Below are 25,638 nucleotides of genomic sequence, written 5' to 3'. Positions count from 1 at the left end.
CTTGCGAATTCATGATCCGGTACGGCTTCTTGTAGAGTCAAGATCAGTGGTCGGGACAGCACGAAGTCCGATCGCCGACGCAAACCGCGCGTGTTCGGCACGGATCGCACGCGTCACCGCGGCTTTATCGGCCTGATCCGGCACTGCCGGGTCTGCCGCACTAAACAGGTCCGGGCACTCGGCTCCAATAAGCCGCAGAAACCGATCCGCCTCACCGGCAGGACCAAATTTCCGGCGCGCATCCATCCGCTTGACCAGTCCCTCAATCACCCCCTCAACGAACGAACGCAGCCTGTGAAAGACCAGAAATCTTACCAAGCGCTCGGTGCGAATGGGCGGCGTGATCCTGACGGTTCCACGCGAGAAGCTCAGACCGAGCCAGCGAAATGCCCCGTCGACCAACGACGGCTGGCGGCCGGCCACCAACGCTCGCTCGATATTCTCAAAATACTCACCCCGCGAAACCCCGCTGAAATGGATATCTTTCGGATAGGATGGCAGGCCGGCATCATAGGTCACAACCGGGATACCGAGCGCCAGCGCCTCAACACCTGTGGCGGACCACCCGGTCACGACGAGATCGGCCTCCCTGAGGATATCGTAAAGCGAAAGTCGATCATCGGGCCAATTGACGCGCACATTACCGGGTGCGCTAACGAACAGATCGCTCCAGACCTGCGCTTGCTCCGATAGTGTCGTCTCACGCTTGTTCGGGAAATCCCGCGGGTGGACACGCACCACGATGCAGAGATCGTTCCGTGCAGCAAAATGATCGAGGGTCGACTTCACCCATTCGAACTGGTCCTTGAAGACCGGACTCGTCACCTTCCGTTCAGGAAAGCGGCCAATGATGTAGGCTGCATAGGCCTCGTCGAAGCTGCTCAGTGTCATCAGCAAGATCTTCGCATCTTTTGGGATTTTCAGCTGCGCTCGCACGGAAACGGTCTTCCCCGTAGCTGGCGACGAATAGACGGCAAAAGACTTGCCAGAGACGAGCTCCCGGAAATGTCCCCGAAGCCGCCGAATTTCGTTAGGAAGCAGTGTGTCCGCCTGCGACCAGTACTGCAGCGCAGGATTTACGAGGCCGTGAACCGACCACCTCCAGATCCGCAAGGCTTTGTAGCGCTCCGAATTGCTCGAACTGCCCTCAACGAAGAGCGTGGCGCTGCCCTCGCTCTCAGTAAACGCCGCGCATATCCCATTGATACCGTATTGAGGGCTGTAAAACACCACGGCATCGGGCTTCTTGCTACGAAACAGACGGGAGAAGCCTAGCAGCGAGATCAGGCCGTACTTGATGTAACACTTACAGTACTCCCACTGCTCAGCCGTGAGTCTTGGAGACATCTTCTTGTATTTAAGAAATAGCTCGTACGAGGCGAGGCGCCCGACGTCGACTCCCATGTACCTGAATTCCAAATAGCGCTCCGGCGAAAGCGCATCAACCAGTCTAGAGGCTGCGACGTCATCCGCGTCGGAAATGAAGTCCCGCAGCTCGAGATGGTCCGCACCGTTCGATTCCGCCAGGATGGTCGCATTGCGAATGCAGGTCCTGCAGACGGCGTCCTTCCTTGTCTGGTTGTCCCCGAGCTCGATCCTGGACGCGGACATGCTCGTACAGTGCTGCGGGAAACACGATCCGCACGTGACATAGGTCACCTCCTCACCAGCGGCGACGAGTTCACGAACCAGCCTGTTTTCTGGCAGCGCGTGCATCCAGATCGCGCTGTTCAACGAATAGAATAGTATTTTCATGTGGCCTACGCAGAGTGCCTAGGGCTGGGGATGCGAAAAAGCCCACGCATGCGTGCTGAGTTCTCGAGAACGGAGCCGATCGCCGCGGAGGCGAAGAGGATCGACACGAAGCAGCCGGCGGACAACCCAGCCCTCGCGGCGATGGACGGGCTCTCTCCGTCCCATGTCGCGATAAGGGCGGAATAGCCAGCAACAAGCAAAGGAAAATGCACCAGGTACAGCGAATAGCTGAACGACCCCAGGCCGATTGCGAAGCGTGGCGCCGATATCCAGCGCGCGAACATGAGGACTGAAAGCACAGCCACGATTGTCAGCCGATACAGCTCAACCAACGCCGGGGATGTCGAGAACGCGAAGATGGCCACAACGAGAAGAAGTGCCGCCAATCCCGCCATCGCGGCATGTCCGAAGCGCCGCCAAAGGAAGAACGCTCCGCCCAAGAGCCACCAGGCGCCGTACAGCGTGTACCCGGGTTGACCGTTACCTAGCAAAACGGAGGCGAGCAGAAAGCCTGCCAATGCTGCTGGAACACGCAGGCCGCGGAATGGAGAATACTGGGAGGCAACCGCAGCGATGCCTGCGGCGACATAGAGGCGGACCTCGATATAAAGGCTCCACAACGGTCCGTTTATCTCCAGCAGGCCGCCCCTCAGAGTCAGAGATCGGAAGACTTCCGAGACGCCGATGGAAATGCTATCCCTGGCCGCATAAAGGTCGGAGGCTCCACGCAGCGGCGTCCGAACTCCGGGCAATCCCAGTTGTTCGAGAAGAACAAACACGGCCAGGGAAACCACAACAGCCCCAAGGAACGGCGGATAAATCCTCAGGGCTCTGGAACGTAGATAGTCCCATACGACAAATTCACCATTCCGCTGAATGTTGCCACAGATGCTCAAGCAGATCAGATACCCGCTGAGAACGAAGAATACGACAACGGCTGTTTCGCTTGCGAAGCTATTGGCGATATGCGCCAGGGATCCAAGTCCTGTGACAGGAAGCCAGATTATCTGGATAATGTGACTGACGAAGACGAACAGAGCGGCACCTCCTCGCACAGCATCGAGCGCGACAGTATGGACAACACCCACCCTTTGCATACGCGGCAGATCGCTTTCGTTCGTGTCAGTTTCGAAGCCCATGCCGATTCAACCAAGGCGCGATCTTCTGTTCGGCGCCTATTCGCAGGGACATCATCTCCCCGTTTACCTGGTCGAGCCTGCGCTTCGCGTCATCGACATGTGACGCCGCGCCTTTCACGCGATCAACGAGCGTTTGGCCGAATCCCGGAACGCGCACGTCCACGACGTGCTCAGCAAGATCGAGTTCTCCGTAAAGACGTCCAATCTGGTCATAGCAAAACAGCCCAACCGTCGGCACGCGATGAGCAATGGCCACGACGTTTGCGTGAAACCTCATGCCCATCACTATGCTGGCATCCACATACTCCCGAAATGCTTCCGTCGCAGCTGCGTCACCATTGTCGTAGGCCGCGATCCGCACTCTCTCTCGTCGAAGACGGTCCGGAAGTTGCAACAGGAGGTCCGCATAGACTCGGACGTCCGCGAAAATATGTGGAACGAACACCAGGCGAAGACCCGAGGTTTCCTGGTCGACCGCAGCCAGCGTGTCCGCGAACTCAGCCAGAAACCCGACGTAATCGTGATGTGAGCCGCCGGGGAACCTTCGGTCGAGCATGTCACCGGCCAAATTGATGGCGATCGTCATTCCGCGATCTGGCGGACGCACGACGGACCCAAGCGAATAGTTCGCGAAGAAGCCGCCATCCGGCAGCAGAACGACCCGTTCGAGCGGAAGATCGGAAGCGAATTTTCTCAGCGTCTCGGATGCGCCGTCATTGCGAACACTGACCAGGTACTGATCCGAAGCGAGCAGCGATGAAAGAAAGGCCCTGAACCGCCGCAGTGTTGTTTCCGTCACCCCCTGCCCTTCATCGACCCCCAGCGCATTGAAGAAGATTGGAGTTCGGACGCTGGCAAATACGTCCTCATCGACCGATATCGAAGTTCCGGTCGGAGATTTCTCGACCCATAGTTCAAAGTAGTTTCCACCGCCGATCACGACCAAGTCTGCTCGATTGGCAGCCTCGGCGAATTTTTCATCAAAGGCCTTGTATCCGCGATAGACGTCTCTGATCTCGAACTCGAGCCAATTCACCGGACGACCAACCAGTTGCTCGAACCAGGGTCGAAAACCGGCATGATTGGCGTTGTCTCCGATATTGCCGAGAAAGCTCGCGACATGAAGAACGGAGATCATCTTCGTCACGAGACCTGATGCTTCAGGCGCCACTCGCCTTCAACCCTATCCCATAGATGGGGCGAACGGAATTTGTCGACAGTTGAGAAGAATTCAGATTCTGCAATTCCGACATATTTGATGAACTCATCAAAGTACTTCCGAGGAAACTCCTGATCAAACTTCCTGACCAGAACGACGCCTTCATCGCGCGTAATTTTCTCATTCCTGATTTCTTGGGCAGCGTCATAGGTCGCCCGGCCAATTCCGAACTTGATCAGCGTCGTGTAGTAATGAAACATGTCTATCCGATCGTCGATGCTGCTGTACTTCGAATAAGTGCCCTCGGTGCGCTCGGAATTGGCCTGAAAGCCCGTATTTTCGACGGCGTAATAGTAACATTCCTGCGGATCCCACTTGAGATAGTATCCCAGGTAGTGCACGTCGACGCCGCCCTGATCCAGATCCTCGATCGAGGGAGGAATGTAGGGCGCGAAATCTGCGATCTTGAATGTTCCTTCTCGCAAGATGTCGTCGATGGTCACTCCTCCCAGGATGAGCGAGCGCGGATCAGCGGCAGAAAAAAACTTCCGGTCCATCGTCGGCTTGAAGTTCTCGTCCACCCTGTTGCCATATTCGGCCTGGTTTTCGCCGTACATGACCAATTGTACTCCGAACCTTCTCGCCATCGCAGGTCCGATAATCCTTTGGCCCACTATGAACGGCTGAAACGGATGGAGCAGGTTAAGGAACGCGAGCCGCGTCAGATAGCGATGCAGCTTCCCATTGGGAGTGAATAGGATATTGTCCAGTCCACCGACGTGAATCCAGTTCTCGAAGTTCTTCCATCCGATCTCGGTGTACTTGTGGGGCGCCCACGTGACCGTCAACGGATTCATGCCGTACTTGTATTTCAGGATGTGGGCCGTGAACGCGCTATCCTTCCCGCCGCTGCCCGGCACAATCACGTCGTAACGGCCGTCTGTTCGACGATATTGATCCAGGACGCGAAGCAATTCCTCTTCCCGCTCCTGCCAGGAAATCGATCTCTGCTTCAGCTGATTGTAACGGCAGGCGTCGCATATGCCATCTTCCCCGAAGCTGATGGTTGCCTTCGCCTCTCCCGACACGTGCTTGAACTCCACGGTCGATGACGGGCGCTGGTTCGAAATCACGCACGCCTTGCAAAAAATGACCTGCTCGGGCAACCCGAAGAAAGCTTTGCTCATGGTTTAGTCGCCCTTAGTGAGCTGCATGCCGCTGCGGCAACGGCCAACGAAATTGGCGAGCAGCCTTAGCCCATTCGGGCCGCTCTTCTCGGGATGGAACTGAGTTCCCCACAAATTCGCCCGCTGCACGGCAGCGACGAATGATCGACCGCAATAAAAAGCAGTCGCACTGACATCGGCTTCGGACACTCCTACCGGAGCAAAACTGTGAACGAAGTAGAACTGTGCGGACATTGGTACCCCCGCAAACATCGACCCGTCACGTGCAACCGCGCTGACGGACGTCCAGGCGATATGCGGCAGACGACCGGCTGTTGGATCTATCGATAGACGATCGACCTGGCCTGGCAGGATTCCAAGCCCCCTGGTCAAGGCAAATTCCGTTCCGTACTCGAAAAGCATCTGCATTCCGACACAGATTCCCAGGACGGGCCTACCGGATTTGACATAGTCTCCGATGAGCGCCGGAAATTTCGCAGTTTCGAGAGCAGCCATGCATTGGGGAAATGCACCGACACCAGGGATGATCAGCCCGTCCGATCCGTCCAGATCATGCCCGCTAACCGCAAGACGCGGGGTGGCCCCCAGTACAGACAGCGCGCTGCTGACACTCCGTCGATTGCCAATGCCGTAGTCCAGAATAGCTATGGTCGTCATGAAGATGAACCTTCGCGGTTCATTCCCGGAATGGCCTTCAACTGCTCCACCGTCATCTTGTTGTAATGAAGCACCGACGAGAAGCAAATCCCACTGGGCTTCGTCAGTTTCAGAAGATCAATGACGTCGTCGCCCTTCCCGAACCCACCGGCCGCGATCACCGGGATGCTCACTGCATCGTTTACGGCGGCGATCACCTCGACATCAAATCCCGAGCGCGTTCCATCGCGATCAACCGACGTAACCAGGAGTTCGCCTGTCCCGAGGTCTTCGAGGCGCTTAGCCCACTCCACTACCCGCAGGCCGGTTCGTTCACGGCCCGCGTCAACATAAGCTTCCCAGCTTCCGGCAGACTTCTTTGACTGAATCGACCCAACGACGCACTGGCTTCCATACCGTCTCGCCACCTCGGTGATGAGTTCCGGAGATCGGGTGGCCGCCGTATTGATCGCGATTTTGTCGGCACCAGAGTCGAGGGCAGCTTCAACATCGTCCAGGCTCTTGATGCCGCCGCCGATTGTGATGGGCACAAAGATCTCCTCCGACGCCTGACGCAGTATCGGAAAGATACCTGGGCGACCGTACAGGCTCGCAACGCAATCGATGAAGATGATCTCGTCAATTCCGGCGGAATAGTACCTACGGGCCATTTCATTCGGTTTCCCGATTTTTCGCAGGCCTTCCATCTGAACGCCCTTGATGACGTGCTCATTCTTCACGTCGAGGCGAGCAATTACTCTCACTTTGAAAGATCCACGAAGGACTTTTGCGTCGGCTGCTCCCAGAAATCGGGCTGGAGTAAAACGTCGTGAAACATTTGCGCGCTGTTACCATGACCGAAGAGCGACACGGCCTCCCTCTTGAGCCTCAACGCGTCTTCGATCGCGCCGCGAACCAGCCCGCGCGCAATGTCGCAATTGATTATCGAGTCATGCTGGACTCTGTTAGTTTGCCGACTCCCCAAATTAACAGCGGGAAGCCCGAGATGTGGCGCTTCACGCACCCCGGCGCTCGAATTTCCGATGATCAATTCCGCATTGCGCATGAGCGTTAGGAAATATTCAAATCGGATCGAAGGGTAGATCCGGAAATTGGGATTCCCTCTCAGACGCTCGTATCCCTCGAGTATGACATCCGTGCCGTGATCGTTGTTGGGAAAGATTACAACGTACTTCCTACCGGACTCGACCAGTTCGTCGACGAGCACGTTCACCTGCCTGCGCAGGTCACTCACCTCAGTGGTCACCGGATGGAACAGCACAATGCCGTACCGATCAAAAGCCAAATCATAACGCTGCCTGACTGCACTCATCGCCGGCAGCAACGGGGAGTTGACGACGTCAATGTCCGGCGAGCCGATGACATGAATTGAACCGTCGGACTCGCCTAGTTGATTGAGTCGCTGCCGAGCATCCTCATTTGCGACAAAATGGACATGCGCGAACTTCGAAACGGCGTGCCTGATAGATTCGTCGATAGTACCTGATACTTCGCCACCCTCGACATGCCCTACTCGTATGTTGTTGAGGGCACCGACAGCGGCGCCTGCAAGGGCCTCTACGCGATCGCCATGGATCACGAGCAAATCCGGCCTGATTTCGGTCACATAGTCGGAAAGACCTGAAATCGTCTTGGCAAGAACATGATCCATGCGATCGGAAGAGTTCTGATTGATGTACTTATGAATGTTAGGAAAGCCTGCTTTCACCACCTCATCGCAAGTATAGCCGTACTTGGACAGCAGGTGCATACCCGTAACAAAGACATGCGTTTCAAATGCACGGTCGTTCTGAACCCTCTGCATGAGCGGCTTCAGCTTGCCGAAGTCGGCCCGCGTTCCGGTAAGAAATGTAATGCGCTTGGCTGACAAAGCCCTAATGCCCCTGCTCGACGTCGAGGCGAGACAGTTGGGCCCCCTCTGGTACGGCGCGCAGCGCCACCTTTCCCAGCATCCCGTCGAAGTCACTCGCGGAAAAATCGCCACCGCCAGGTCGCTTGAGCCAGATATTTTCCATGCTCAAGGTCTCGCCTGGCGCGATGTTCCGAATTGCCACGACGGATGCGAAAGCGAATGCAATGGTCGGCGCCTCGGCATCGACCGGCGCCTTTGTCCCGCCAGACGCTTTGAAGATAATGTTGGCCCCATTTATGAGATCGGTCAGCGCGTTCCCATCCATCGAACAGACGATGTCCGGTCCGGGACGATCCATGCGGTCTGTAAAATGGCGCTCAACTATCGATGCACCGAGCGCCACCGCGCCAAGGCACGTGTAGTTACTCGTTGTGTGATCGGACAACCCAATGACGGCATCGGGGAAGGCTTGCTTCAGTTGCGCCATGGCGCCCAAACGCACCAGTTCAGGCGGCGTGGGATAGACGTTTGTGCAATGAAGTAGCGCGAAGGGAGCATTTGCAGCCCTGAGAATGTCTACCGTCGGACGAACCGATTCGATGCTGTTCATCCCGGTGCTCACGATCACAGGCTTGCCGAAGCCCGCGATATACTTGACGAGCGGATAGTTGTTGCACTCGCCGGAGCCGATCTTGAAGGCAGGCACGTCGAAGGAAACGAGCCGATCGACCGCCTTGCGTGAGAACGGGGTACTGATGAAAATCGCCCCTCTGCCCCGAATGTGATCCATGAGCCGCCGCTCTTGCGCCTCGGAAAGCGCGCATCGATCCATGATGTCGTAGATCGATTGCTCGGCATTTCCGGGTATGACCGCTCGCGCGTGCGACGACATTTCATCCTCGATCACGTGGGTCTGATGCTTGATGATCTCTGCACCTGCATCGATCGCGGCATCCGCCATCTGGATGGCCAGATCCAGCGAGCCTTCGTGGTTGATGCCAATCTCCGCGACAACGACGGGTGGGAGCCCGTCGCCGATCTTTCTCTCGTCAATGAGGAACTCAGACATTCCTGGCCTCCAGAATCGATTGCACCGCTCGAAGGTCGTCTTCGCTGTCGATGTCTACGCTGTCCGACTTCGACATCAGAAATGGAATACTCCCCGTGGACGGGAAGCCGTCGCGATCGAGAAATGAAACACAGTCAAAAATGTAGATTGCGCCATTCGGCGCGTATGTCTTCGGCAAAGACTGCCGTCCGTGATTCGACATTCGTTCGTCGAAAATCGCCTTGAGCGCACCCTCACCATCAATCGTGAACGATTTGAATGGCGATTTTTCCAGCTCCGTCACGCTTATGAGGCACTTCCGGTCTTCGCGCAGCATTGCATCTACAGCTTCATCGATGTGCTGGGCAGTTCGCAAGGGCGACGTCGGCTGGAGATAAATGATCGACGGATTCTCCTCGCGGGCATTAGGAATGGTGCTTTGGAGGAAGTGCTTGACGACATCGACAGCAGTCGCTTCGTCGCTTGCATAGATTGCCGGCCGCTCAATGGGCAAGCATCCCGATTTTTTTGCGAGGGCGAGAATCTCTTCGTCATCAGAAGAAACGTAAACGTCAGCCACATGAGCAGAGCCCTGCGCAGCGTTGATCGTATGAACGATCAAGGGCTTGCCGCCAACATTCCGGAGGTTCTTGCGAAGAACTCCTTTTGAACCGCCACGGGCAGGAATCAGCGCGATGAACTTAGGCAATTCTGTTCGTGGTGAGCTTAGGACCATGATGTAGATGCGTTAGCGTATTTGCCTATCTGAGCGGCGCAAAAATGTCTCACGACAAGCCAAGCTACCGCAGTCCGGGTGACTCGAAGCCACACGGGCGCCCTGGATGGGCCGAAGTAGAACGCGCCCAGACTGGGCGCGCGGATGGAGCAGCCGATCAGGCGGCGGCGATCAAATCCGCGTCGAGAAGAACGCGCACCTTGCCACCGAGCATGTCGAGCAGGATCGAGACCCGATCGTGATCCGCGAGGCCATTGAAAAGACCGGCACTGTCCATGAACGCACCGGCAAGCACCCGGACCTTGTCGCCGGGCACGAGGGCTGGCGCGGCATCGAAGCGAACGAATCCCTTTTCGTCCTCGCGCGCCTTCAAGGCTTCGACGACGCCGCGCGGAACCGTCGCCGGAGCGTCGCCGTGGCTCACCAGCTGCGCGACGCCAAAGGTGGACTGGATCGAGCGCCAACGCTGCACTGTCGTGTCGATCGCCACGAACATGTAGCGCGGAAACAGAGGCCGCGCGGTCCATTCGGTCTTCCGGGCATGACGGCGACGCTTCAGATAGCGCGGCAGATAGATCTCGAATCCCTGGCGCACCAAGTTCGTCGCGGCCTTCGCCTCGCCATTCACCTGGGTCTGAACTACGTACCACCGGCTGCCGCTCAAGCTGCGCCCTCCGTCCTGACGGCGGGACGAAGCCCCAGCAGCGCCGGCGCCAGAACACGCCCACCCCCGCAGGCGGCAAAGGCGATGTCATAAGACAAGCGGGCCCGGGTCACGTCAGTGACGATCACGGCGTCGAACCGCTCTGTGATCTCGGCATAGGACTTGAACACCTCGACGCCGAGGAAGCGCGCCTCATCAGCCCGAGGATCGACCACCGCCACCACGGTCACAGACGCTTCGACGGCACAGAGGATCGCGATTTCGGCCAGATCAGACCTGCCGGCCAACACGAGCCTGGTAAACCCGGCCGCCCTCGCCGCCTCGAAGGTCCGCGCACAATCGCTCTTGGCTATCCGGAAGAAAGAAAAGGAATCGGAGAGGTACTGAACGGTGAGCCGAGACTTTTCCGCGAACCCCTGCGGAGTCAGATAATAGGCGTAGCGGCGCGCCGGCGCGTCGTGAACCTTGACCAGCCCCTTCTTCACGCAACGCTTGAGGTAGGCGTTCACCAGACCCAGCGCGATGCCGAGGTCTGCCGCGATATGGCGCTGCGAACGGTCGCCGTCACGATCGACCGAGTTCAGCAGGCCCAGCACGATGCGTTCGTTCTCGTGGTCGGAGTGCAGGAGCTGGTCCATCGAGGCCCCGTACGGATTACCGTTCAGCTCTTAGCGTGTTCACGACGTGAACGTCAATCCTTTCGTTCACGCCATGAACGCCCAAAACGTCGCCAGTGACACCGGAGCGCTCAACAGACCAGCCTGGTCCGCCACGGACGACTGGAGACGCGCCTCAAGCCCACATCGAACCGTTCCGTTTCAACGAAGCAGAGTGTATCAGGTGCGTAAGCTCAACTAAGAGCTGTCTATCGAATATTACCGCAATCTCGCGGAGGTTGGCCAACTTTGTCTTCCAAAGAAACAGGCCGACCGCTGGGGCACGCCTAAGACATAGGAGATGTCAACCTGGGCCGGTGACATTCCTTTGATAGCGGCGAGTGCCGGACGAACGTCCTTAGCCGCCGTCGTAAGACGCCGCACGTCTGTTTTCAAAAGGGAGCGCGCCAAGTACCAAAGGTCAGCCTTGTTACAAGGACCACCGATCTTTCCTGGGACGAGACGACCTTGGGCCGGATCAGTGCCGACGAAAACTGCAACACCGACCCTGTGACGACAATCGATAGCTGGCAACCGATCGAGGTGAGCCACGCTGAAATCCATGAGCGAAGCGTCGAACACACCTTTGAGGTTGGCCATATTTTCTCCTTTGCCTCGAAGTGCGTATTGATGCCGAGGAGACGCAACATGCCGCGCTGACACATCGATTGCAGTCTGGTCAGCAACGCTGCGCGGGGGGGTTGGCAAACTCACATCCTTTGATGCACATTCCCACTCAATTTTCGCAGGAGGTTGTCACCCCACTGTGCTGAAGACCCCGATGCCCTGCTTCTAGTCATGGGGTCTCGGGTTCGAGTCCCGGCGCGCTCAGCAAATAGATCAAGCACTTAGCCGGAAGTGGCTGACACGATAGAATAGCCATGTCAGCGATATATCTACAACAGCTGCGGCTGCTGACACGCTCGCGGACTCCTTCTCACCTTAGGCCGGTCCCGGCGCAATTAAGGCAATCTTGTGCTTGCGTCACTTCCGCTGATGCGGCAATGATGGCGCGTTGCGAGGCTCGGGGACGACCCCGGCCCTCCGCCAAAAATTGGTGCAACCCATTCCCGGGTCGGGGTCCCATGCCCGGATCGCCAGCCCCAACGTGGGGACGTCCTTGATGACGTTTTTTCTTGGTCTTTGTCTCGGTTTCGGTATCGGTGTTTTTGGGGTGGTTGGTCTCGCCTATTGCGCGGCGGGCGTTTCGAACACGTGGCAACCAGATTAGTATCTGACCTCGCACAGGGATGCCGGCGTGACGGGTCTTGATGTTCGGCTTGCGCTTGCTCTTCTGCCAACCATTGACCCATCCATGCTCCCAACGTACCAGCCGCGCTTTCTGGCCCATCCAGACTCAGTCTAAACTCGCCGCCGCGATCTCGATACGCATCCTGCTGAAATGCCTTTGCAAAGGAAACTTAACCCAGACCGCTGATGAGCCTGCATTCTTGGCCTGGAAAAACCCTTGCACCGCTCCGAACATCACCGTGGCTGATCGGGACCGAGCCGAGATCGAGGAAAATGTCCCGCTCCAAGGAATGGAGGACATCAAAGGTGTGCTGCTCGACCCAACGACCCTTATTCAGATCATGCCATTGGCAGGCGATCGCTTAGAAGGTTGACGATTGGCTGGTCGCGACCTGGAGCCACTTCTCGACGGCAGGATCTCATCCCTCCCGAAGACACCGCTTGGCGTTTGCGGCCGCGTCCCTTGCTTCGGCGAGACCTACGGAGGGATAGGGTTCCAACGAGAGCAGCTTCTCCCTCCCATCGAACTCGTACCGCATCCGCCACAACTTGCCCCCATCCGGCGAGACGAAGACATGGAGTCCGCCACCATCGGTAAGCTTGTAAGGCTTGTATACCGCCTTGGCTTTCCGGATCTGGACGTCAGTCAGCATGAACGCACCCGCGATGCCCGGTCCAGTCCATCGGATAACCGGCAAACAAGCATTTTGGCAAGTTTTGGGTATGGCTGGGATGGGTCACTGGCGGTGGGAGAAGACCCACACCTGAACGTCCTCTTCACAGGCAGTCGTACTAAGGCGCACGCGAGCGCAGCCATCGTTAGCCAAACCTCCCGCTTCTTTGACAAACGACGGACTTTGAACATACCGGTCGACTATGGCCGGATCACCGATCGCACTCAAAAGAACAATTTGGAAAAGAACACTATAGAGCTTCGCGCGCCAACCCATCATCCTTGATCAGCTTGACCACTAATTTCGGTCCAACCTGTGCTCAGCTTTATATCGTCACCAACGAATCCGCACCAGATTAGCAAAGTCGACAACTCGCTCAGCATCGTCAATTTCATCGACTCCAAATCAGCAACGGCCAGCCTCGCTGGCCGTCCCGCTTCGTTCACACCGCACCCAAGACGATCTTCTCCGAGATTTCCAGTTGGCTCGATCCTTGATGGCGGACGCCTCAAAATACCAAACTTCAGCACCGATCCCGGCGCAACCCGACCGCCACGAACGATCAAATTAATCCGATCCGACACCTAACATATAAACCGCACCCGGGTAGACGGGCCGCTACATCCATATGAAATAGCCAGCCGCCACCTTTGCCATATTAAGATATGAGTCGCTCAAAGTCGCAGATGCGACGCTGAGCTGATTTGATGAAGTCCACCCCCATGCCGACGGATAATTCGCCAGGGAATTGTCATATGCGTGAATCACGCTCCCGGCCCCTGCACTAACATTAGCCGCATAATAGTCTGGCAAAGTAGTATAGTCGGCCACGGTCGGCGATGCATGATCAAACCCAAGCAGGCTAACCCATATGTTTGAATTTGCGCCTGCCGACACCGAATTGGCAATTGGATCCTTGGTACCGGCTTGAAGATAGTTCAACCAATTCGTCCATAGATCCGGAGAGCCGAGTATGTTCGTGGTTGTACTCGCTCCCGTAGTTAGAGAATTTAGAGATCCGTTAATCGTGTTTGTCGAGCCATCCCCCGTCTGGCTCGTATCTGAATTGCCATTGACAGTAAGCGACGCACCCGTTCCCATGGAAGTCAAATTGTAGTTTCCGTTGACCGAAACCACCCCTCCCGTACCTACAGAGGACGAGTTTGCCGTTCCGTTGATTGTCATCGAGGCCTTGGCGCCCGCAGTCACCGAGTTGTTATTTCCGCCTACAATGATGCTCGCGCCCGTGCCGACATTTGCGACGTTGTAGTTTCCGATCAGGCTCAATACGTCGCCGTTACCGCCGCCTACCGTATTTTCGGCCCCATTCACGGTCGCAGACGAATTGTCGTTGAGCGACACCTGATCGGCGGTCGCCGTCGCGGTCAGCGTCACCTTGGAGCCGCTGCCGGTGGTCGTACCGTCGTGATTGCCGGCAATGATGACAGTCGAACCCGTTCCAACCGTGCTCGTATCATAGTTGCCGTTGACCTGGAGCCATGATGAATAGTCCATGCTGATTTGATCGTTCGATCCGTTGATCGTTGCCGAGGATCCATAACCGGTCACGGCCGTATTGTTAGTCCCATTGATCGTGAGCGATGAGGTCGAACCAGCCGTGACGCCATTCTTCGATCCACTGACGACGAGAGTCGACGATGCGCCTCCCGTGGTGGTGTTCGAATCCCCGATCACCTGGACCGCGGCGTAGGTTCCGGCAGTGGTCGTATTTCCGCTTCCGGAGATGACGACCGTGGACGCGGCCGCCGAGGTGCCATTGCCGACGTAGCTGGTATCTCCCGTCCCGCTTACCGTGAGGGTTGAGCTGGCACCGGTCGTGGTGCTGTCTTGCGAGCCGGATACCACCACGGTCGATCCATCTCCGACCGTCGACGTATTGCCATTGCCTTGCACCGTCACGGTCGATCCGCTGCCGAGCGTGAGCTTATCCGAGGCGCCGGTTACGGTGGCCGACGATGTCTTGCCGCCCGACACCGTATTGCTGGTTCCGGCAAGGGTGATCTTCGCAGCGTCGCCCAGCGACGCCGCGTTGGCGTTGCCACCGGCATTGAGCGTCGATCCGGTTCCCGCCGCCACGAGCGCATTGGTGCCGCTCAAGGTCACACTGGCATTGTTGCCGATGGTCGCCTGATTGTAGCTGCCCGCGACATTCAGCGAGATCCACGCCGCCGCCGCAGTCGAGGACCCCAACGTGTCGTGCGATCCGTTGAGCCAGACGCTGGAATGATCACCAACATAGACGGTTCCGGAACTGCCACTGACGGTCAGCCAGGCATTGGCGCCGGCATTGATTGTATCCTGAGCGCCGCCGACGGTGATCGTGGCATTGTTGCCCACGCTGATGGTGTCAGAGGCTCCGTTGACGGTGACCGAGGAATCATTTCCGACGCTTCCCTGATTGTTGCTTCCGGTCACGATGACCGACGACGACGCGCCTGTGGTGAAGGTGTCATTGCTTCCGGTCACCTGCAAAGCGGCATTGCTGCCCAGCGTGAGCTGGTCGCTGATGCCGCTCAGGATGCCATGGGCCCCTGTCGTAGCAGTCACCGTGTTTTGCGTCCCGCCTTCGTCCACGGTGAGGTTGGCGCCCGCCGCAAGCATGTTCGCTGAGCCGGTGATGTTGACGTTGGAATCGTCACCGGTCGCAACGGAGTTGGCATTGCCCGACACGGTCACCGAGGCCTTGTTGCCTGCGCTGACCAGATTCGATGTGCCCGACACGTTCGCAGTGGAACTGTCGCCCACGACAACGATGTTGTGGGTGCCGGTCACATCCGCGTGGGCGTTGTTGCCGGCAACGAAGATGCCGTCACTGCCGGTCGCCTGGATGACCGCGTTGTCGCCCTGCGTCAGTCCCTTGCCTTGCTGGATGTTGTTGTTGGAGCCGACGACGGCCGCCACCGAACCGGGCTCGAGCGTCAGTGAACCGCCGCTCATGGTGATCGAATCGCCGTTGCCGGCGAGATCGATCGACGTGTTGGCGCCGTTCACGGTAACGCCATCGTTGTTGCCGATCAGCTTGAGGGTAGCGCTGCTGCCGGCGATGATCGTATCGTTCGAGCCGACGATCACGGCATCCGCGCCATCGGCGAGGTAGATTGTCGCGTTGGAGATCGCGATCACATTGCCGGTGCCGGACACCGAGACGATGTCATGCTTGCCGCTCGCGATGACGGTGTCATGCCCGATTGCGGAAATCGTATTTCCGTCACCGGACACGACCGCGCTGGACGACGCCCCGAGCGCCACGCTGCCATTGTTGATCGCGATCGAGTCCGTGGTGCCGGTCACGCTGATGCTGGTTCCCGCCCCGCTCACGGTCACGCTCGAATTTCCGCCGACGAGATTGAGCGAGGTGTTGCTGCCCGCCGAAATCGTATTGAACAATCCGCTGATGGTACCGCCGGCGCTGTCCTGAACGGAGATCGCGGTACTTTGTGCTGTGAGATTGACGCCCGCGCCTGCGATATCAACCGAGTTGCCTGTGCCATAAAGGCTCAACGTGCTACCGGCCTTGAGCGTCACATGGTCATTGTCGCCCGTAGAAAGAGAACTTGCTCCGGTCTCAACGACAATTGCGCCATTGCTCATCTGGTTTGAACTGGAACCGGTAACGACATCCAGAACATTGGACGCTCCGGTGACCAGCGCGTTCGAACTCGTCATCTGCATGACCATATTGCCGGTGCCGGCGACGAGAACGTAGGCGCTATTTAGATAAACAGTTCCGCCGTCGACGTAGGCGGTCGACCGCTGCCTGCCGGTTGCACTGAAGGAAATGGAGGAGCCAAGGCCAGTCGCCGTCACTGTATTCAGACCCCCGACAGCCGCGATGGTAGCCTGGGCCCCGGCAGTGATCGTCTCACGTGCTCCGGTCACTTTGACGAAGGCGCCAGTCCCGACCGCGACGGACCCGCTAGAGCCGGTCACGTTCACGCTGGAGAAATCGCCCGCAGTGACCGTTGCCGAGTCACCCTGCACAGAAAGCACGGACTGCATTCCGCCCGTCACGATCTCCGACAAACCGGCCACTGTGGCATGGGAGCCATCACCGACACTCGTCTTACCTTTGTCGCCCGTCACGGTGACCGTCGACCCCTTCCCCGCCGCCGTTGTGCTGCCGGCCCCCTTCTGGACGATCGTCGACTTGTCGCCGGCCGCATTGGCCTCGTTGATTCCGGTGACTGTCATCATGGCGCCGTCGCCGGCGGTCTGGGTATTGCCGTCGCCGTTGACGATGAGCGTCGCCCCGCTACCGGCGGCGGTGACGTCGCCCGAGCCAGTGACATTGATGACGGCCAATGTGCCGGCGGTCGTCGTATCGTTCGAGCCGTTGATCGTCACGGTCGACTGGTCGCCGACCTTGGTCGTGTCGTTGCTGCCGTTGACGGTGATCTGCTCGCTGTCCTTGGCGGAGATGCTCGCATTCGCGCCGTTCAGCGTGATCTGTGACGACGATCCTGCCGTGACGTTGCCGCCATCGCCATTCACGAAGACATTCGAGGATGCTCCGACGGTGATGGACCCGCCGCTTCCGGTGGCCAAGACGTGAGCCAGTGTCGACGCGATGACGCTGGCGCCGGCCCCCTGGACCGTGGCCGTGAGGCCGTAGCCCGCCGTCAGGACGCTCGCCGCATCCTTGAGATCAACAGTGATGCTGTTGGCGACTGTGATCTGGTCGCCGGCGCCAGTGATCGACGCGTTGGCACCATCATCGATCAGGCTGAGCGTGCTGCCGTTCAGCGTGATCGCCTCGGCGGTTCCGGACACCGTCAGCGTCGCGCCCTTGCCGGCGACGATGACGTCATTGTTGCCGTGGATGCTGACGCTGCTGCCGGCCGCGGCCGTGACGGTGCCGGCCGTGATGGTCACCGCATCTCGACTGCCCGCGACATTCACGGTCGCCTTCGAGCCGTTGACGGTGACGCTGTCGTCATCGCCGGTGAGGTTCACAGTCGACAGGCGCTTCGCGGTCACGGTATCGTTGTTGCCCGTGATCGACCAGGTCGAGCCCTCCGGATCGTGTAGCGTCGCGTTGCTCAGGGAGACCGTGAGGTTCTTGAAATATTGCTGGTCGACCTGGCTGCCGTCCTTGTTGAAGTCGACCTCCTCGACCAGGATGCCGTTGTTGTCGTAGACCTTTTCGACCGCGCTGACCGTGCCGGTGCCGCTGACCAGATTGGCCGTCCAGCCCTGTTCATGAGGAACCTTCGTCAGACCCAATTCCTCGGCGCGCAACAGGGTCAGCAGCCATCCTGCGGCGAAGGCCGAGTCCGGGTTCTGCGCGATGAGCTGGTTGATCGCCGCGGTGTTGTCGAGATAGGTCTCGTAGTCCTTGGCCACCTGCAGGTCCGCGGCAACGGCCTCGAACATGCTATCCTGGACGCGCGCCGCAGCGAACGCGGTCGTCACGATCGGATCGCCGGCCGACAGCTGCGCCTCCTGGAGGATGGCCCACACACTATCCTGCGCAGCCTTCGTCCACGCCGCCGACGTATCGCCCGAGGTCGGCAGCTCTTCTGTGCCGATGCCCGGAATATAGACGCTGGCCTTGTTGCCCGAATAGGAGAATGTCACATCCGCGGATGTGCCGATCAAACCGATCCCACCGCCGAGCACGCTCCCGATCGAGCCATCGCCCTGCACGGCGCCGCTCGTCGAGGACGGGACCTGGAGCGTCAGCTGGCCTTGCGTCATGCCGATGAGCGAATTGACCATGCTGTCGACGGCGGTTGCGATTCCCGTCAGCGGGGCGACTTCGCCGCCATTGTCATGAGTTGCCGCAACGACCCCGAGCATGCCGTTGGCGGCCCCGAGCGTGAGGGAGGCTGACGGCGGTCCATCAGGACCGAACATGTTTCCGAACAAGGTTCCGAGAATATCGCCGATGAAGGAGCCGATGAAGTCGCCGATGATGCCACCGATCGGACCGCCGAGCGCGGTGCCGATCGAAAGCCCGATGGTGCCGCCGATCGTGCTGCCGATCTGCCCGCCGATCGTACCTTCGATGTTGGTCGGTGCCACGACCTGCGAGCCGAGATAGCTACCCGCCGCTCCGCCGATCGCGTCGCCGAGGTTGGTAAAGAAGGTTACAGGATTGAAATCCTGGAACATGATCGAAATCGTCTCGGCATCGATTTCGAGACCTTCGGCCGCAGCCGAAGCCAACGCTTCCAGATTGCCCAGCACGGTCCTGGTGATCGCGCTGCCGGTGATGGTGAAGACCGTGCCGGCGAACCCCTTGATGCCGAGCGCCTGTGCGGCTTCGGCCATCAATAAGGATGACAGCATGCCATCCACACCGTCACTGATCGACGCAGCCGTATTTCCCATCGAATTGGCCGCGACCGTCAGGCTCTGATCGAGCGCCGAAGCTGCGCCAGTCGCACTCGCCAGCGATCTCGCAATGTCTCTCAGCGCGTCGGATTGAGCAACGGCCTGCCCCAGCTGTCCGATCAGGAACGAGCGGCCGATCCCGGCCAGCATGGAGTTGCCGCCAAGAAATCCGCCATAGGCGGATCCAAGGGCCGAGGCGCCCTGCCCACCCGTCCCATTCGCATTGGTGTAGCTGGTGCTGACTGGGATGCCGAATTTATAGGTCGTCTTTAGCGTCGATCCGTTGCCGGCGGTGATCGTCTCATTGTCGAGATTGCCGATCGAATCATAGAAGCGGCGGTCGGTGGTGCCGTTGATGTTGGTCGAGGTGATGGTCTTGCTGCCGTCGATCCCGATCACGCTGACCGTGGTGAGGTCGAATGTTCCGGCATTCTTCGAATCGATCTGGATGACCTTGGTGCGACCGTCCGCACTCAGGGTCGTGACCGCCCGGTCCTTGACACTCTTGTCGTCGTTGTAGTCGGTGATGGTCGTCGAGATGCTGCCGTCGATATTCGACTGCGAGACAGCGATCGAGTTGAAGACGCCGGTTCCCTTGGAATCGATCTTCACGGTCTTGCTGTGGCGATCCGCGCTGATGATCGTATCCGTCTCGTCCAGCAGCTTGCCGTTGGCGTCCACGTCCTTGGCCACCGTGAGCGTGCTGCCGTCGGCGTTCACCGTCATCGTCTCGGTGTGACCGAAAAAGCCCTTGCCCTGCGAATCGAGCTTGGAGAACGTGCTGAGGCCGTCGGCGCTCGTGGTCACCACAGCCTGTTGACGGATCGTGTTGTCGCTGTTGCGATCGATGATCGTTTCCGTCTTGCTGCCGTCCAGATTGACGATCGTGACGTCGCTGCGGGTGCGGCTGATGGTGTTGTTGCCGTTCTCGTCCTGCTGCGTGCTCTGGGTCAGGCCGTCGAAGCTGGTGGTGATGACCGTGCGGTTGAGCAGGCTGCCATCGGCCGCGTAGTCCGCGATGGTCTGGATCTTGCTACCGTCGGCCTGGGTGACGTCGGTCTCGGTCTGGTCGACCTTGCCGTCGCCATTTGAATCGCGCGCGATCGTGATGGTGAGGCCGTCAGCGCTGGTGGTGGTGAAGGCGCGATCCCTGAGCTTACCGTCGTCGGTGCTGTCGGTCAGCGTCTGCGTCGCGCTGCCGTCCGCGTTCTTGGTCGTCACCACCGTCTGATTCTGGTCGAACCGCGAATCGGAGGTCTTGCGCGTCTGCCGCGTCACGGTACGGCCATCCGCCGAGGTCGTGATGATCGTCTGCGCCTGCGGAGTGCCGTCGGCGTTCAGGTCGGTGATCGTCTCAGTGCGGCTGCCGTCCCGATTGAGCACGGTGACTTCGGTCGCCGTCTGATCGAACGTACCGGCGCCGGTCGTATCCCACTGCGTGGTGGTGCTGAGGCCGTTGGCGCTGACGGTCTGCACCCGCCGATTGAGCAGCGTATTGTCGGCCTTGAAGGTGCTGACGGTCTCGGTGCGGCTGCCGTCCGCGTTGAGGACCGTGACGTCGGTCTGAGTCTGAGCAAAGCTGCCGGCGCCGGTCAGATCGAACTGCGTCGTCTTCGACAGGCCGTCGGCGCTGGTCGTCGTCACAGTGCGGTAGCGCAGCAAGCCGTCGGCGTTGTGAGACTCCTTGGTCTCGACGCGTGTCCCATCGGCGTTCAGCACGATGCTGTCGGTGTCGGTCTGGGCAAAGCTGCCGCTGCCGGCCGGATCGCGCTGCACCATGGTGGTGAGCCCATCGGCACTCACCCTGCTCACCATCCTGTCCTTCGGCGTGCCGTCGGCGTTCCGATCCGACACGGTCGTCACGGTCGCGCCGTCCGCCATGACTTGGCGGACCTCCGTCGACGTCGCGCCGTTGACCACACGCTGCACCGACACGCTGCGGCTGTCGGCGCTGGTGGTGGTCACGGTCTGATCGTGGATCGAGCCGTCCGCGCTCAGGTTGGTGACGGTCTCGGTCCTGCTACCGTCGCCGTTGATGACGGTGACGTCCGTCTTGGTCCGGTCATAGCGGCTGGTGCCGGTGTCGTCCCACTGCGTGGTCTTCGACAGGCCATCGGCGCTCGTCGTCGTCACGGTGCGGTAGCGCACCGCGCCGTCCTGATCGCGGCAGGTCACGGTCTCGATCTGGCTGCCATCCGCCTTGCGCAGGACGACGTCGGTCTCGGTCTGGGCGAAGCTGTTCGCGCCGGTGGGATCGCGCTGGATCGTCGATGTCAGGCCATTCGCAGCCGTGGTCGTGACGACACGGTCCTTTACCGAGCCGTCGCTGTTGAGGTCAGAGATGGTATCGATCCGGCTGCCGTCGGCGCCGGTCAGAATCGTTTCGGTCTGGTCGACATGACCGTCGCCGTCGATGTCGCGGCTGACGGTTCTGCTCTCGCCCGACGCCGAGATCGTGGTCACGGTGCGATCGAGCAGCGCGCCATTGGCTGCGATGTCGCTGACCGTTTCGGTCCGGCTGCCGTCGGCGTTGAGCAAGGTGACGTCGGTGGTGGTCACCGCGGTGCCGCTACCCGACGGGTCGGAGGCGGTCGTCACCGACAGACCGTTGGCGCTGACGGTCTTGACAGTGCGGTCGATCACCGCGCCATTGGCGGCGAGATCGGTGATGGTTTCGGTGCGGCTGCCGTCCGCATTCAGCACGGTGACATCGGTGCGCGTCCGATCGAATTGCCCGTCGCCGTTGGAATCGGTCTGCGTCGTGACCGACAGTCCACTCGCCGTGACGGTCTTCACGGTGCGGTCGCGAACTGTGCCGTCGGCGTTGAGATCGGTGATCGTCTCGGTGCGGCTGCCGTCGGCATTGAGCATCGTGACGTCGGTGCGGGTCTGCTCGAACTGCCCGTCGCCGTTGGCATCGGTCTGCGTCGTCACCGAGAGGCCGTTGGCGCTGGCAGTCGAGACGCTGCGGTCCCGCACCGATCCGTCGGCGTTGAAATCCGTGGCGGTCTTCACGGTGCTGCCGTCGGCCTGGATGATCGTCGACTGGGTCTGCGAGGTCGTTCCGGCCCCGGTCGCATCGATCACGGCCAGCACGGAGAGGCGGTCGGCGCTGGTCGTCGTCACGCTGCGGCTGATCAGCGAGCCGTCCGCGCGGGTGTCCGTCACCGTCTCGACGCGACTACCGTCCTGGTTGATTACGGCGATATCTTGCTCGTTAAAATTGAAATTCTGGGCGCCAAAAGAGGCCTGCCGGGTCGTGCGGTTCAAGCCGTCCGCGTTCACGGTCGTGACGGTCTTGTCCTTCAGCGAGCCGTCGGCATGAGTCTCGGTCACCGTCTCGGTGCGGCTGCCATCGGCATTCGCGACCGTGACGTCGCTGCGAACCAGGTCGTCGACGGTGTGGCCATTGGCGTCGACGGTGCCGGTGGCATCGATCTGGGTCGTCTTGGACAGGCCGTCGGCGCTGGTGCTGATGATGGTCCGGCTGCGCAGCGTGCCGTTGGCTGTGACGGCATCGATCGTGTCGACGCTGCTGCCGTCCGCGGCGATCACGATGGTCTCGACATGGTCGATGATGCCATCGCCGTTGCTGTCGGCCGAGACCGTGCGCGAGCGTCCGTCGGCGCCGTAAACCGTCACGCTCTGGTCACGCCGCGAGCCGTCGCCATTGAGCTCGGTCACTGTCTCCGTGCGCGAGCCGTCGGCGTTCAGAACGGTGACATCGGTCGAGGTGAGATCAACGGCACCGTTGCCGTCGAGATCGGTCTGGACCGTCCGCGACAGGCCGTCGGCGCTGATCGAGGTGACGGTACGGTCGCGCAGGCTGCCATCGCCATTCCTGTCGCTCAGGGTCGTCACCGAACTGCCGTCCTCCGCGACGACGATGGCAGCGAGCTGAACGAGATCCGTCGTGCCGTTGCCGTCGAGATCGCTGGTGGCGGTCTTGGTGCGGCCATCGGCGCTGGTCACCTTGACGCTGCGGCTCTCGACCGCGCCGTTGGACGCGACAGTGGTGATGGTCTCGGTGCGGCCACCGTCGGCGGCGACCACCGTCACATCGGTGATGGACAGGTCGAACGTACCGCTGCCGGCGTGATCGACATCGGTGCGCTTGGCGAGGCCATCGGCGCTGGTCGTCAGCACGGTGCGGTCGCGCACCGCGCCGTTCGGGACGAGGTCGGAGGTCGTCACGATGGTGGATCCGTCCGCCGTCGTGACATGAATTTCCGACTGATCGGCAAAGCCGTTGCCATCGAGATCGCGTGCGATGGTCTGGCTGTGGCCGTCCGCGCTGGTGGTCGTGACCGTGCGGTCGCGCAGCACGCCGGCCGCGTTGAAGTCGGACAGCGTCTCGGTGCGGCTGCCATCGGCGTTGACGACCGTCACGTCCGACTGGACGGAATCGAAGATGCCGCTGCCGGTGGTGTCACGACGCAGAGTGTGACTGCGGCCGTCGGCGGAGACGGTGCTGATGCTCTCGCCGGCGCGGCTGCCGTCGGCGTTCAGCAAGGTGACATCGATCGTGGTCGAGCCGTCGGCATTGTGGGTCGTCACCGTCTGCGCGGCGTGCCCGCTCGCATCATAGGCGAACGACACGTCGGCCGCCGTTCCCGTCGAGCCGTCGGCGCGCGTGAACGTCGTCTGGCCCGAGATCACCGAGCCGTCCGCGAGGGCCTGCGTCCTGGTGTCGGATGTCAGGGCGATCGCGGTGATGCCGAGCTGCCCGAGCGTCTCCAGCGTGGTCGTGCCGTCGGAATTGGTGACGAGCACCTTGAACTTGTCCCAGCCGGCATCGCCGGCATCGAGCTCGCCGTTGTGGTTGGTGTCGAAGACATCGGCGAGCGCCTGCATGTCGGTCGCCGCCGTCGGATCCCAGCGCGTGAACTCGAATGCCTTGGGATCGTCGATCGCGCCGTTGCCGGCCGCATCATACATCAGGACGCCATCGCCCGCCCCGGCCCACGCCGTGTGATGCTTCAGTCCGTCGCCGACCACGTTCATGAACGTGTTGGACCGATTGAGCTGGGCGATGTTGATGCCGTCGCCGTTCAAGTCGAGGACGACGGGGGGTGTATCGCTCGTATCGCCACCTATTGGCGCCGCCGAATCGATCGGTTGAATGTAATCAAATAGGCCATTCAAGTCAGGTAGACTAACAGACCAATCATACTTTACCCAAGGCGTCGGCAGCATACTGAGATCGGAACTGAGCAGATTCAGATCAACCCTGCCCGAAAGATTGTTTCGAAGAGTAATTCCGACCGCAGGATTAGCCGGAGGAACATAATAAATACTATTAGGGTCGTTCACACCCATGATAGCATCCGGCATATCTGCAATCATATAGTTGAATTGCTCAGCGAGCCGCTGATCAACCGATGCAAGGTCTCGATATGTCTTGATACTTAAGCCGGCGCTTACTAATAGATTCCCGCCGGAAGCGCCGACAAGATACGATCCTCCGAGCCACCAGCTCAACGCCCCGACAGCAGCTGGCGTCGCAACCGACACCCCGGTTTCGAGCGCCACCTGCCTCGACTCGGGGCCGAACGACGATCCATCGGCGAGGTAGGCCTGATATTGCGAGTATCCAGCCAAACCAATGCCAGCAACGTTTCCCAGCACGCCGAGATTTCTGAGGAAAGTACCAGCTCCTCTCATTTCGGCCGAGAGGACATTTGTATCCTCTACAACGCTTCCATACACCCCGATCTGTTCAGTAAATTTTGTACCAGAAATGTTCTGATCGGCCTTGACCTCGGTAAATAGACGGGTCTTTCCAGACCACCCCGAATAAATATCATTTACTAGATCGAATGGATATCGCTCGCCGCTCGGAAGCTCATAGAAAACCTTGCTATGGCCAGGGGGATCGAGGTTCATTACCTTGTTAGTAACAAACCAATACTCATCCTTAATCAATTCTTGAGTTGCCCATGTTGCCGCAGCTCCATTGCGAGCCGAAAAGCCTGCCGTCTTGCCAGCCCCGTCCGTGAAGCGAGCAGCGACATCGTCAGGGAGCGGAGGAGCACGTTCAGGCATGCGAACCAAATCGAGCTTGGCTTCCTCGATAGCGGTCAACGTTGTTTCGGTTATTTTTACAGTGGGAGCCTTCCCCAGCCAGGAAACGTATGAGCCCGAAGCGTTCGGATACGTGACAAGATAGCCAAGACCTGCCGTGTAGTAGCTAATCCCTGTTCCAAGAAAGAATGACCCGAGCGACGCACTATTTTCATTGCTTGAACCGGACATTGCCTCAGCCTTGTTCTCTTGTCTTGTCTCGATTAGTTCACTTGCTGCGGTAAGCGTTCACTGTCGCCTTGAATACATTCAATAACTCCCAACGCACATTTTCTCGCACGAACCTTGGAGCGCGACTTAATCGGCTCATTCCAGCAAATGTAGTAGTGTAAATACGCATCTGGCGTGAAAAACCGTAAGCTGAGTGTAACGGGCTCACTGTTACGGACGGGTCAGAAAACCCGCCGATTTCAGGCCGC

Annotated in this window: 15 protein-coding genes; 2 read left to right on the top strand and 13 right to left on the bottom strand. The window is 59.4% G+C overall.

Going from position 1 to position 25,638, the window contains the following annotated elements; genetic code table 11:
• Positions 1 to 9 precede the first annotated feature (9 nt).
• From ACQR07_RS16970 to ACQR07_RS16920, 11 genes are all read right to left on the bottom strand, one after another.
• Complete coding sequence (locus ACQR07_RS16970; protein ID WP_434903360.1) at positions 10 to 1,755, bottom strand: glycosyltransferase; 1,746 nt, start codon at positions 1,753 to 1,755, stop codon at positions 10 to 12.
• Positions 1,756 to 1,760: 5 nt separating this feature from the next.
• Positions 1,761 to 2,894, bottom strand: a complete 1,134-nt coding sequence (locus ACQR07_RS16965) for an acyltransferase family protein (RefSeq protein ID WP_434903359.1) — start codon at positions 2,892 to 2,894, stop codon at positions 1,761 to 1,763.
• Complete coding sequence (locus ACQR07_RS16960) at positions 2,878 to 4,032, bottom strand: polysaccharide pyruvyl transferase family protein (RefSeq protein ID WP_434903399.1); 1,155 nt, start codon at positions 4,030 to 4,032, stop codon at positions 2,878 to 2,880. Before ACQR07_RS16960 ends, ACQR07_RS16965 begins: the two co-directional genes overlap by 17 nt.
• Positions 4,033 to 4,037: 5 nt before the next feature.
• A complete protein-coding gene (locus ACQR07_RS16955) occupies positions 4,038 to 5,240 on the bottom strand; it encodes an N-acetyl sugar amidotransferase (RefSeq protein WP_434903358.1) in 1,203 nt (400 codons plus the stop codon).
• A 3-nt stretch (positions 5,241 to 5,243) separates the two neighbouring features.
• Complete coding sequence (gene hisH, locus ACQR07_RS16950; RefSeq protein WP_434903357.1) at positions 5,244 to 5,897, bottom strand: imidazole glycerol phosphate synthase subunit HisH; 654 nt, start codon at positions 5,895 to 5,897, stop codon at positions 5,244 to 5,246.
• Positions 5,894 to 6,640: an imidazole glycerol phosphate synthase subunit HisF gene (hisF, locus tag ACQR07_RS16945; RefSeq protein ID WP_434903356.1), complete on the bottom strand. Its 747-nt coding sequence runs from the start codon at positions 6,638 to 6,640 to the stop codon at positions 5,894 to 5,896. The genes hisH and hisF overlap by 4 nt, the downstream gene beginning before the upstream one ends.
• A complete protein-coding gene (gene neuC, locus ACQR07_RS16940) occupies positions 6,637 to 7,767 on the bottom strand; it encodes a UDP-N-acetylglucosamine 2-epimerase (RefSeq protein WP_434903355.1) in 1,131 nt (376 codons plus the stop codon). The genes hisF and neuC overlap by 4 nt, the downstream gene beginning before the upstream one ends.
• 4 nt (positions 7,768 to 7,771) lie before the next feature.
• Positions 7,772 to 8,818 carry an N-acetylneuraminate synthase family protein gene (locus ACQR07_RS16935; RefSeq protein WP_434903354.1) on the bottom strand — a complete coding sequence of 349 codons (1,047 nt, stop codon included), beginning with the start codon at positions 8,816 to 8,818 and terminating at the stop codon, positions 7,772 to 7,774.
• A complete protein-coding gene (locus ACQR07_RS16930) occupies positions 8,811 to 9,506 on the bottom strand; it encodes a cytidylyltransferase domain-containing protein (RefSeq protein ID WP_434903353.1) in 696 nt (231 codons plus the stop codon). The genes ACQR07_RS16935 and ACQR07_RS16930 overlap by 8 nt, the downstream gene beginning before the upstream one ends.
• 184 nt (positions 9,507 to 9,690) lie before the next feature.
• Entirely contained in the window at positions 9,691 to 10,197 is a 507-nt protein-coding gene (nusG, locus tag ACQR07_RS16925; RefSeq protein WP_434903352.1) for a transcription termination/antitermination protein NusG, read from the bottom strand.
• The gene (locus tag ACQR07_RS16920) at positions 10,194 to 10,835 is read right to left on the bottom strand and encodes a winged helix-turn-helix transcriptional regulator (protein ID WP_434903351.1); all 642 of its coding nucleotides are present in this window, start codon (positions 10,833 to 10,835) and stop codon (positions 10,194 to 10,196) included. The genes nusG and ACQR07_RS16920 overlap by 4 nt, the downstream gene beginning before the upstream one ends.
• A 1,289-nt stretch (positions 10,836 to 12,124) precedes the next feature.
• Here ACQR07_RS16920 and ACQR07_RS16915 point away from each other — a divergent pair.
• Positions 12,125 to 12,478: a hypothetical protein gene (locus tag ACQR07_RS16915; protein ID WP_434903350.1), complete on the top strand. Its 354-nt coding sequence runs from the start codon at positions 12,125 to 12,127 to the stop codon at positions 12,476 to 12,478.
• Between the two features lie 45 nt (positions 12,479 to 12,523).
• On the opposite strand, the gene ACQR07_RS16910 is transcribed toward ACQR07_RS16915, so the two are convergent.
• Positions 12,524 to 12,757, bottom strand: coding sequence for an Arm DNA-binding domain-containing protein (locus ACQR07_RS16910; protein WP_434903349.1), 234 nt, complete (start codon positions 12,755 to 12,757; stop codon positions 12,524 to 12,526).
• Here ACQR07_RS16910 and ACQR07_RS16905 point away from each other — a divergent pair.
• The gene (locus tag ACQR07_RS16905; protein ID WP_434903400.1) at positions 12,680 to 13,063 is read left to right on the top strand and encodes a hypothetical protein; all 384 of its coding nucleotides are present in this window, start codon (positions 12,680 to 12,682) and stop codon (positions 13,061 to 13,063) included. The genes ACQR07_RS16910 and ACQR07_RS16905 overlap by 78 nt on opposite strands.
• Before the next feature lie 333 nt (positions 13,064 to 13,396).
• Here the strand turns inward: ACQR07_RS16905 and ACQR07_RS16900 are convergent, their stop codons facing one another.
• Positions 13,397 to 25,219 carry a beta strand repeat-containing protein gene (locus ACQR07_RS16900; RefSeq protein WP_434903348.1) on the bottom strand — a complete coding sequence of 3,941 codons (11,823 nt, stop codon included), beginning with the start codon at positions 25,217 to 25,219 and terminating at the stop codon, positions 13,397 to 13,399.
• Positions 25,220 to 25,638 lie beyond the last annotated feature (419 nt).

Origin of the sequence: Bradyrhizobium sp. HKCCYLS20291, assembly GCF_051167715.1 — a bacterium.
Taxonomy (GTDB): Bacteria; Pseudomonadota; Alphaproteobacteria; order Rhizobiales; family Xanthobacteraceae; genus Bradyrhizobium.
This window is presented reverse-complemented; position numbering and strand designations above follow the sequence as displayed.

What these genes read in the sequence shown, in the direction of transcription:
- ACQR07_RS16970 (WP_434903360.1), bottom strand. Translation starts at nt 1,755, where the DNA reads ATGAAAATACTATTCTATTCGTTGAACAGCGCGATCTGGATGCACGCG.
- ACQR07_RS16965 (WP_434903359.1), bottom strand. Translation starts at nt 2,894, where the DNA reads ATGGGCTTCGAAACTGACACGAACGAAAGCGATCTGCCGCGTATGCAA.
- ACQR07_RS16960 (WP_434903399.1), bottom strand. Translation starts at nt 4,032, where the DNA reads ATGATCTCCGTTCTTCATGTCGCGAGCTTTCTCGGCAATATCGGAGAC.
- ACQR07_RS16955 (WP_434903358.1), bottom strand. Translation starts at nt 5,240, where the DNA reads ATGAGCAAAGCTTTCTTCGGGTTGCCCGAGCAGGTCATTTTTTGCAAG.
- hisH (WP_434903357.1), bottom strand. Translation starts at nt 5,897, where the DNA reads ATGACGACCATAGCTATTCTGGACTACGGCATTGGCAATCGACGGAGT.
- ACQR07_RS16935 (WP_434903354.1), bottom strand. Translation starts at nt 8,818, where the DNA reads ATGTCTGAGTTCCTCATTGACGAGAGAAAGATCGGCGACGGGCTCCCA.
- ACQR07_RS16920 (WP_434903351.1), bottom strand. Translation starts at nt 10,835, where the DNA reads ATGGACCAGCTCCTGCACTCCGACCACGAGAACGAACGCATCGTGCTG.
- ACQR07_RS16915 (WP_434903350.1), top strand. Translation starts at nt 12,125, where the DNA reads ATGTTCGGCTTGCGCTTGCTCTTCTGCCAACCATTGACCCATCCATGC.
- ACQR07_RS16905 (WP_434903400.1), top strand. Translation starts at nt 12,680, where the DNA reads ATGGAGTCCGCCACCATCGGTAAGCTTGTAAGGCTTGTATACCGCCTT.
- ACQR07_RS16910 (WP_434903349.1), bottom strand. Translation starts at nt 12,757, where the DNA reads ATGCTGACTGACGTCCAGATCCGGAAAGCCAAGGCGGTATACAAGCCT.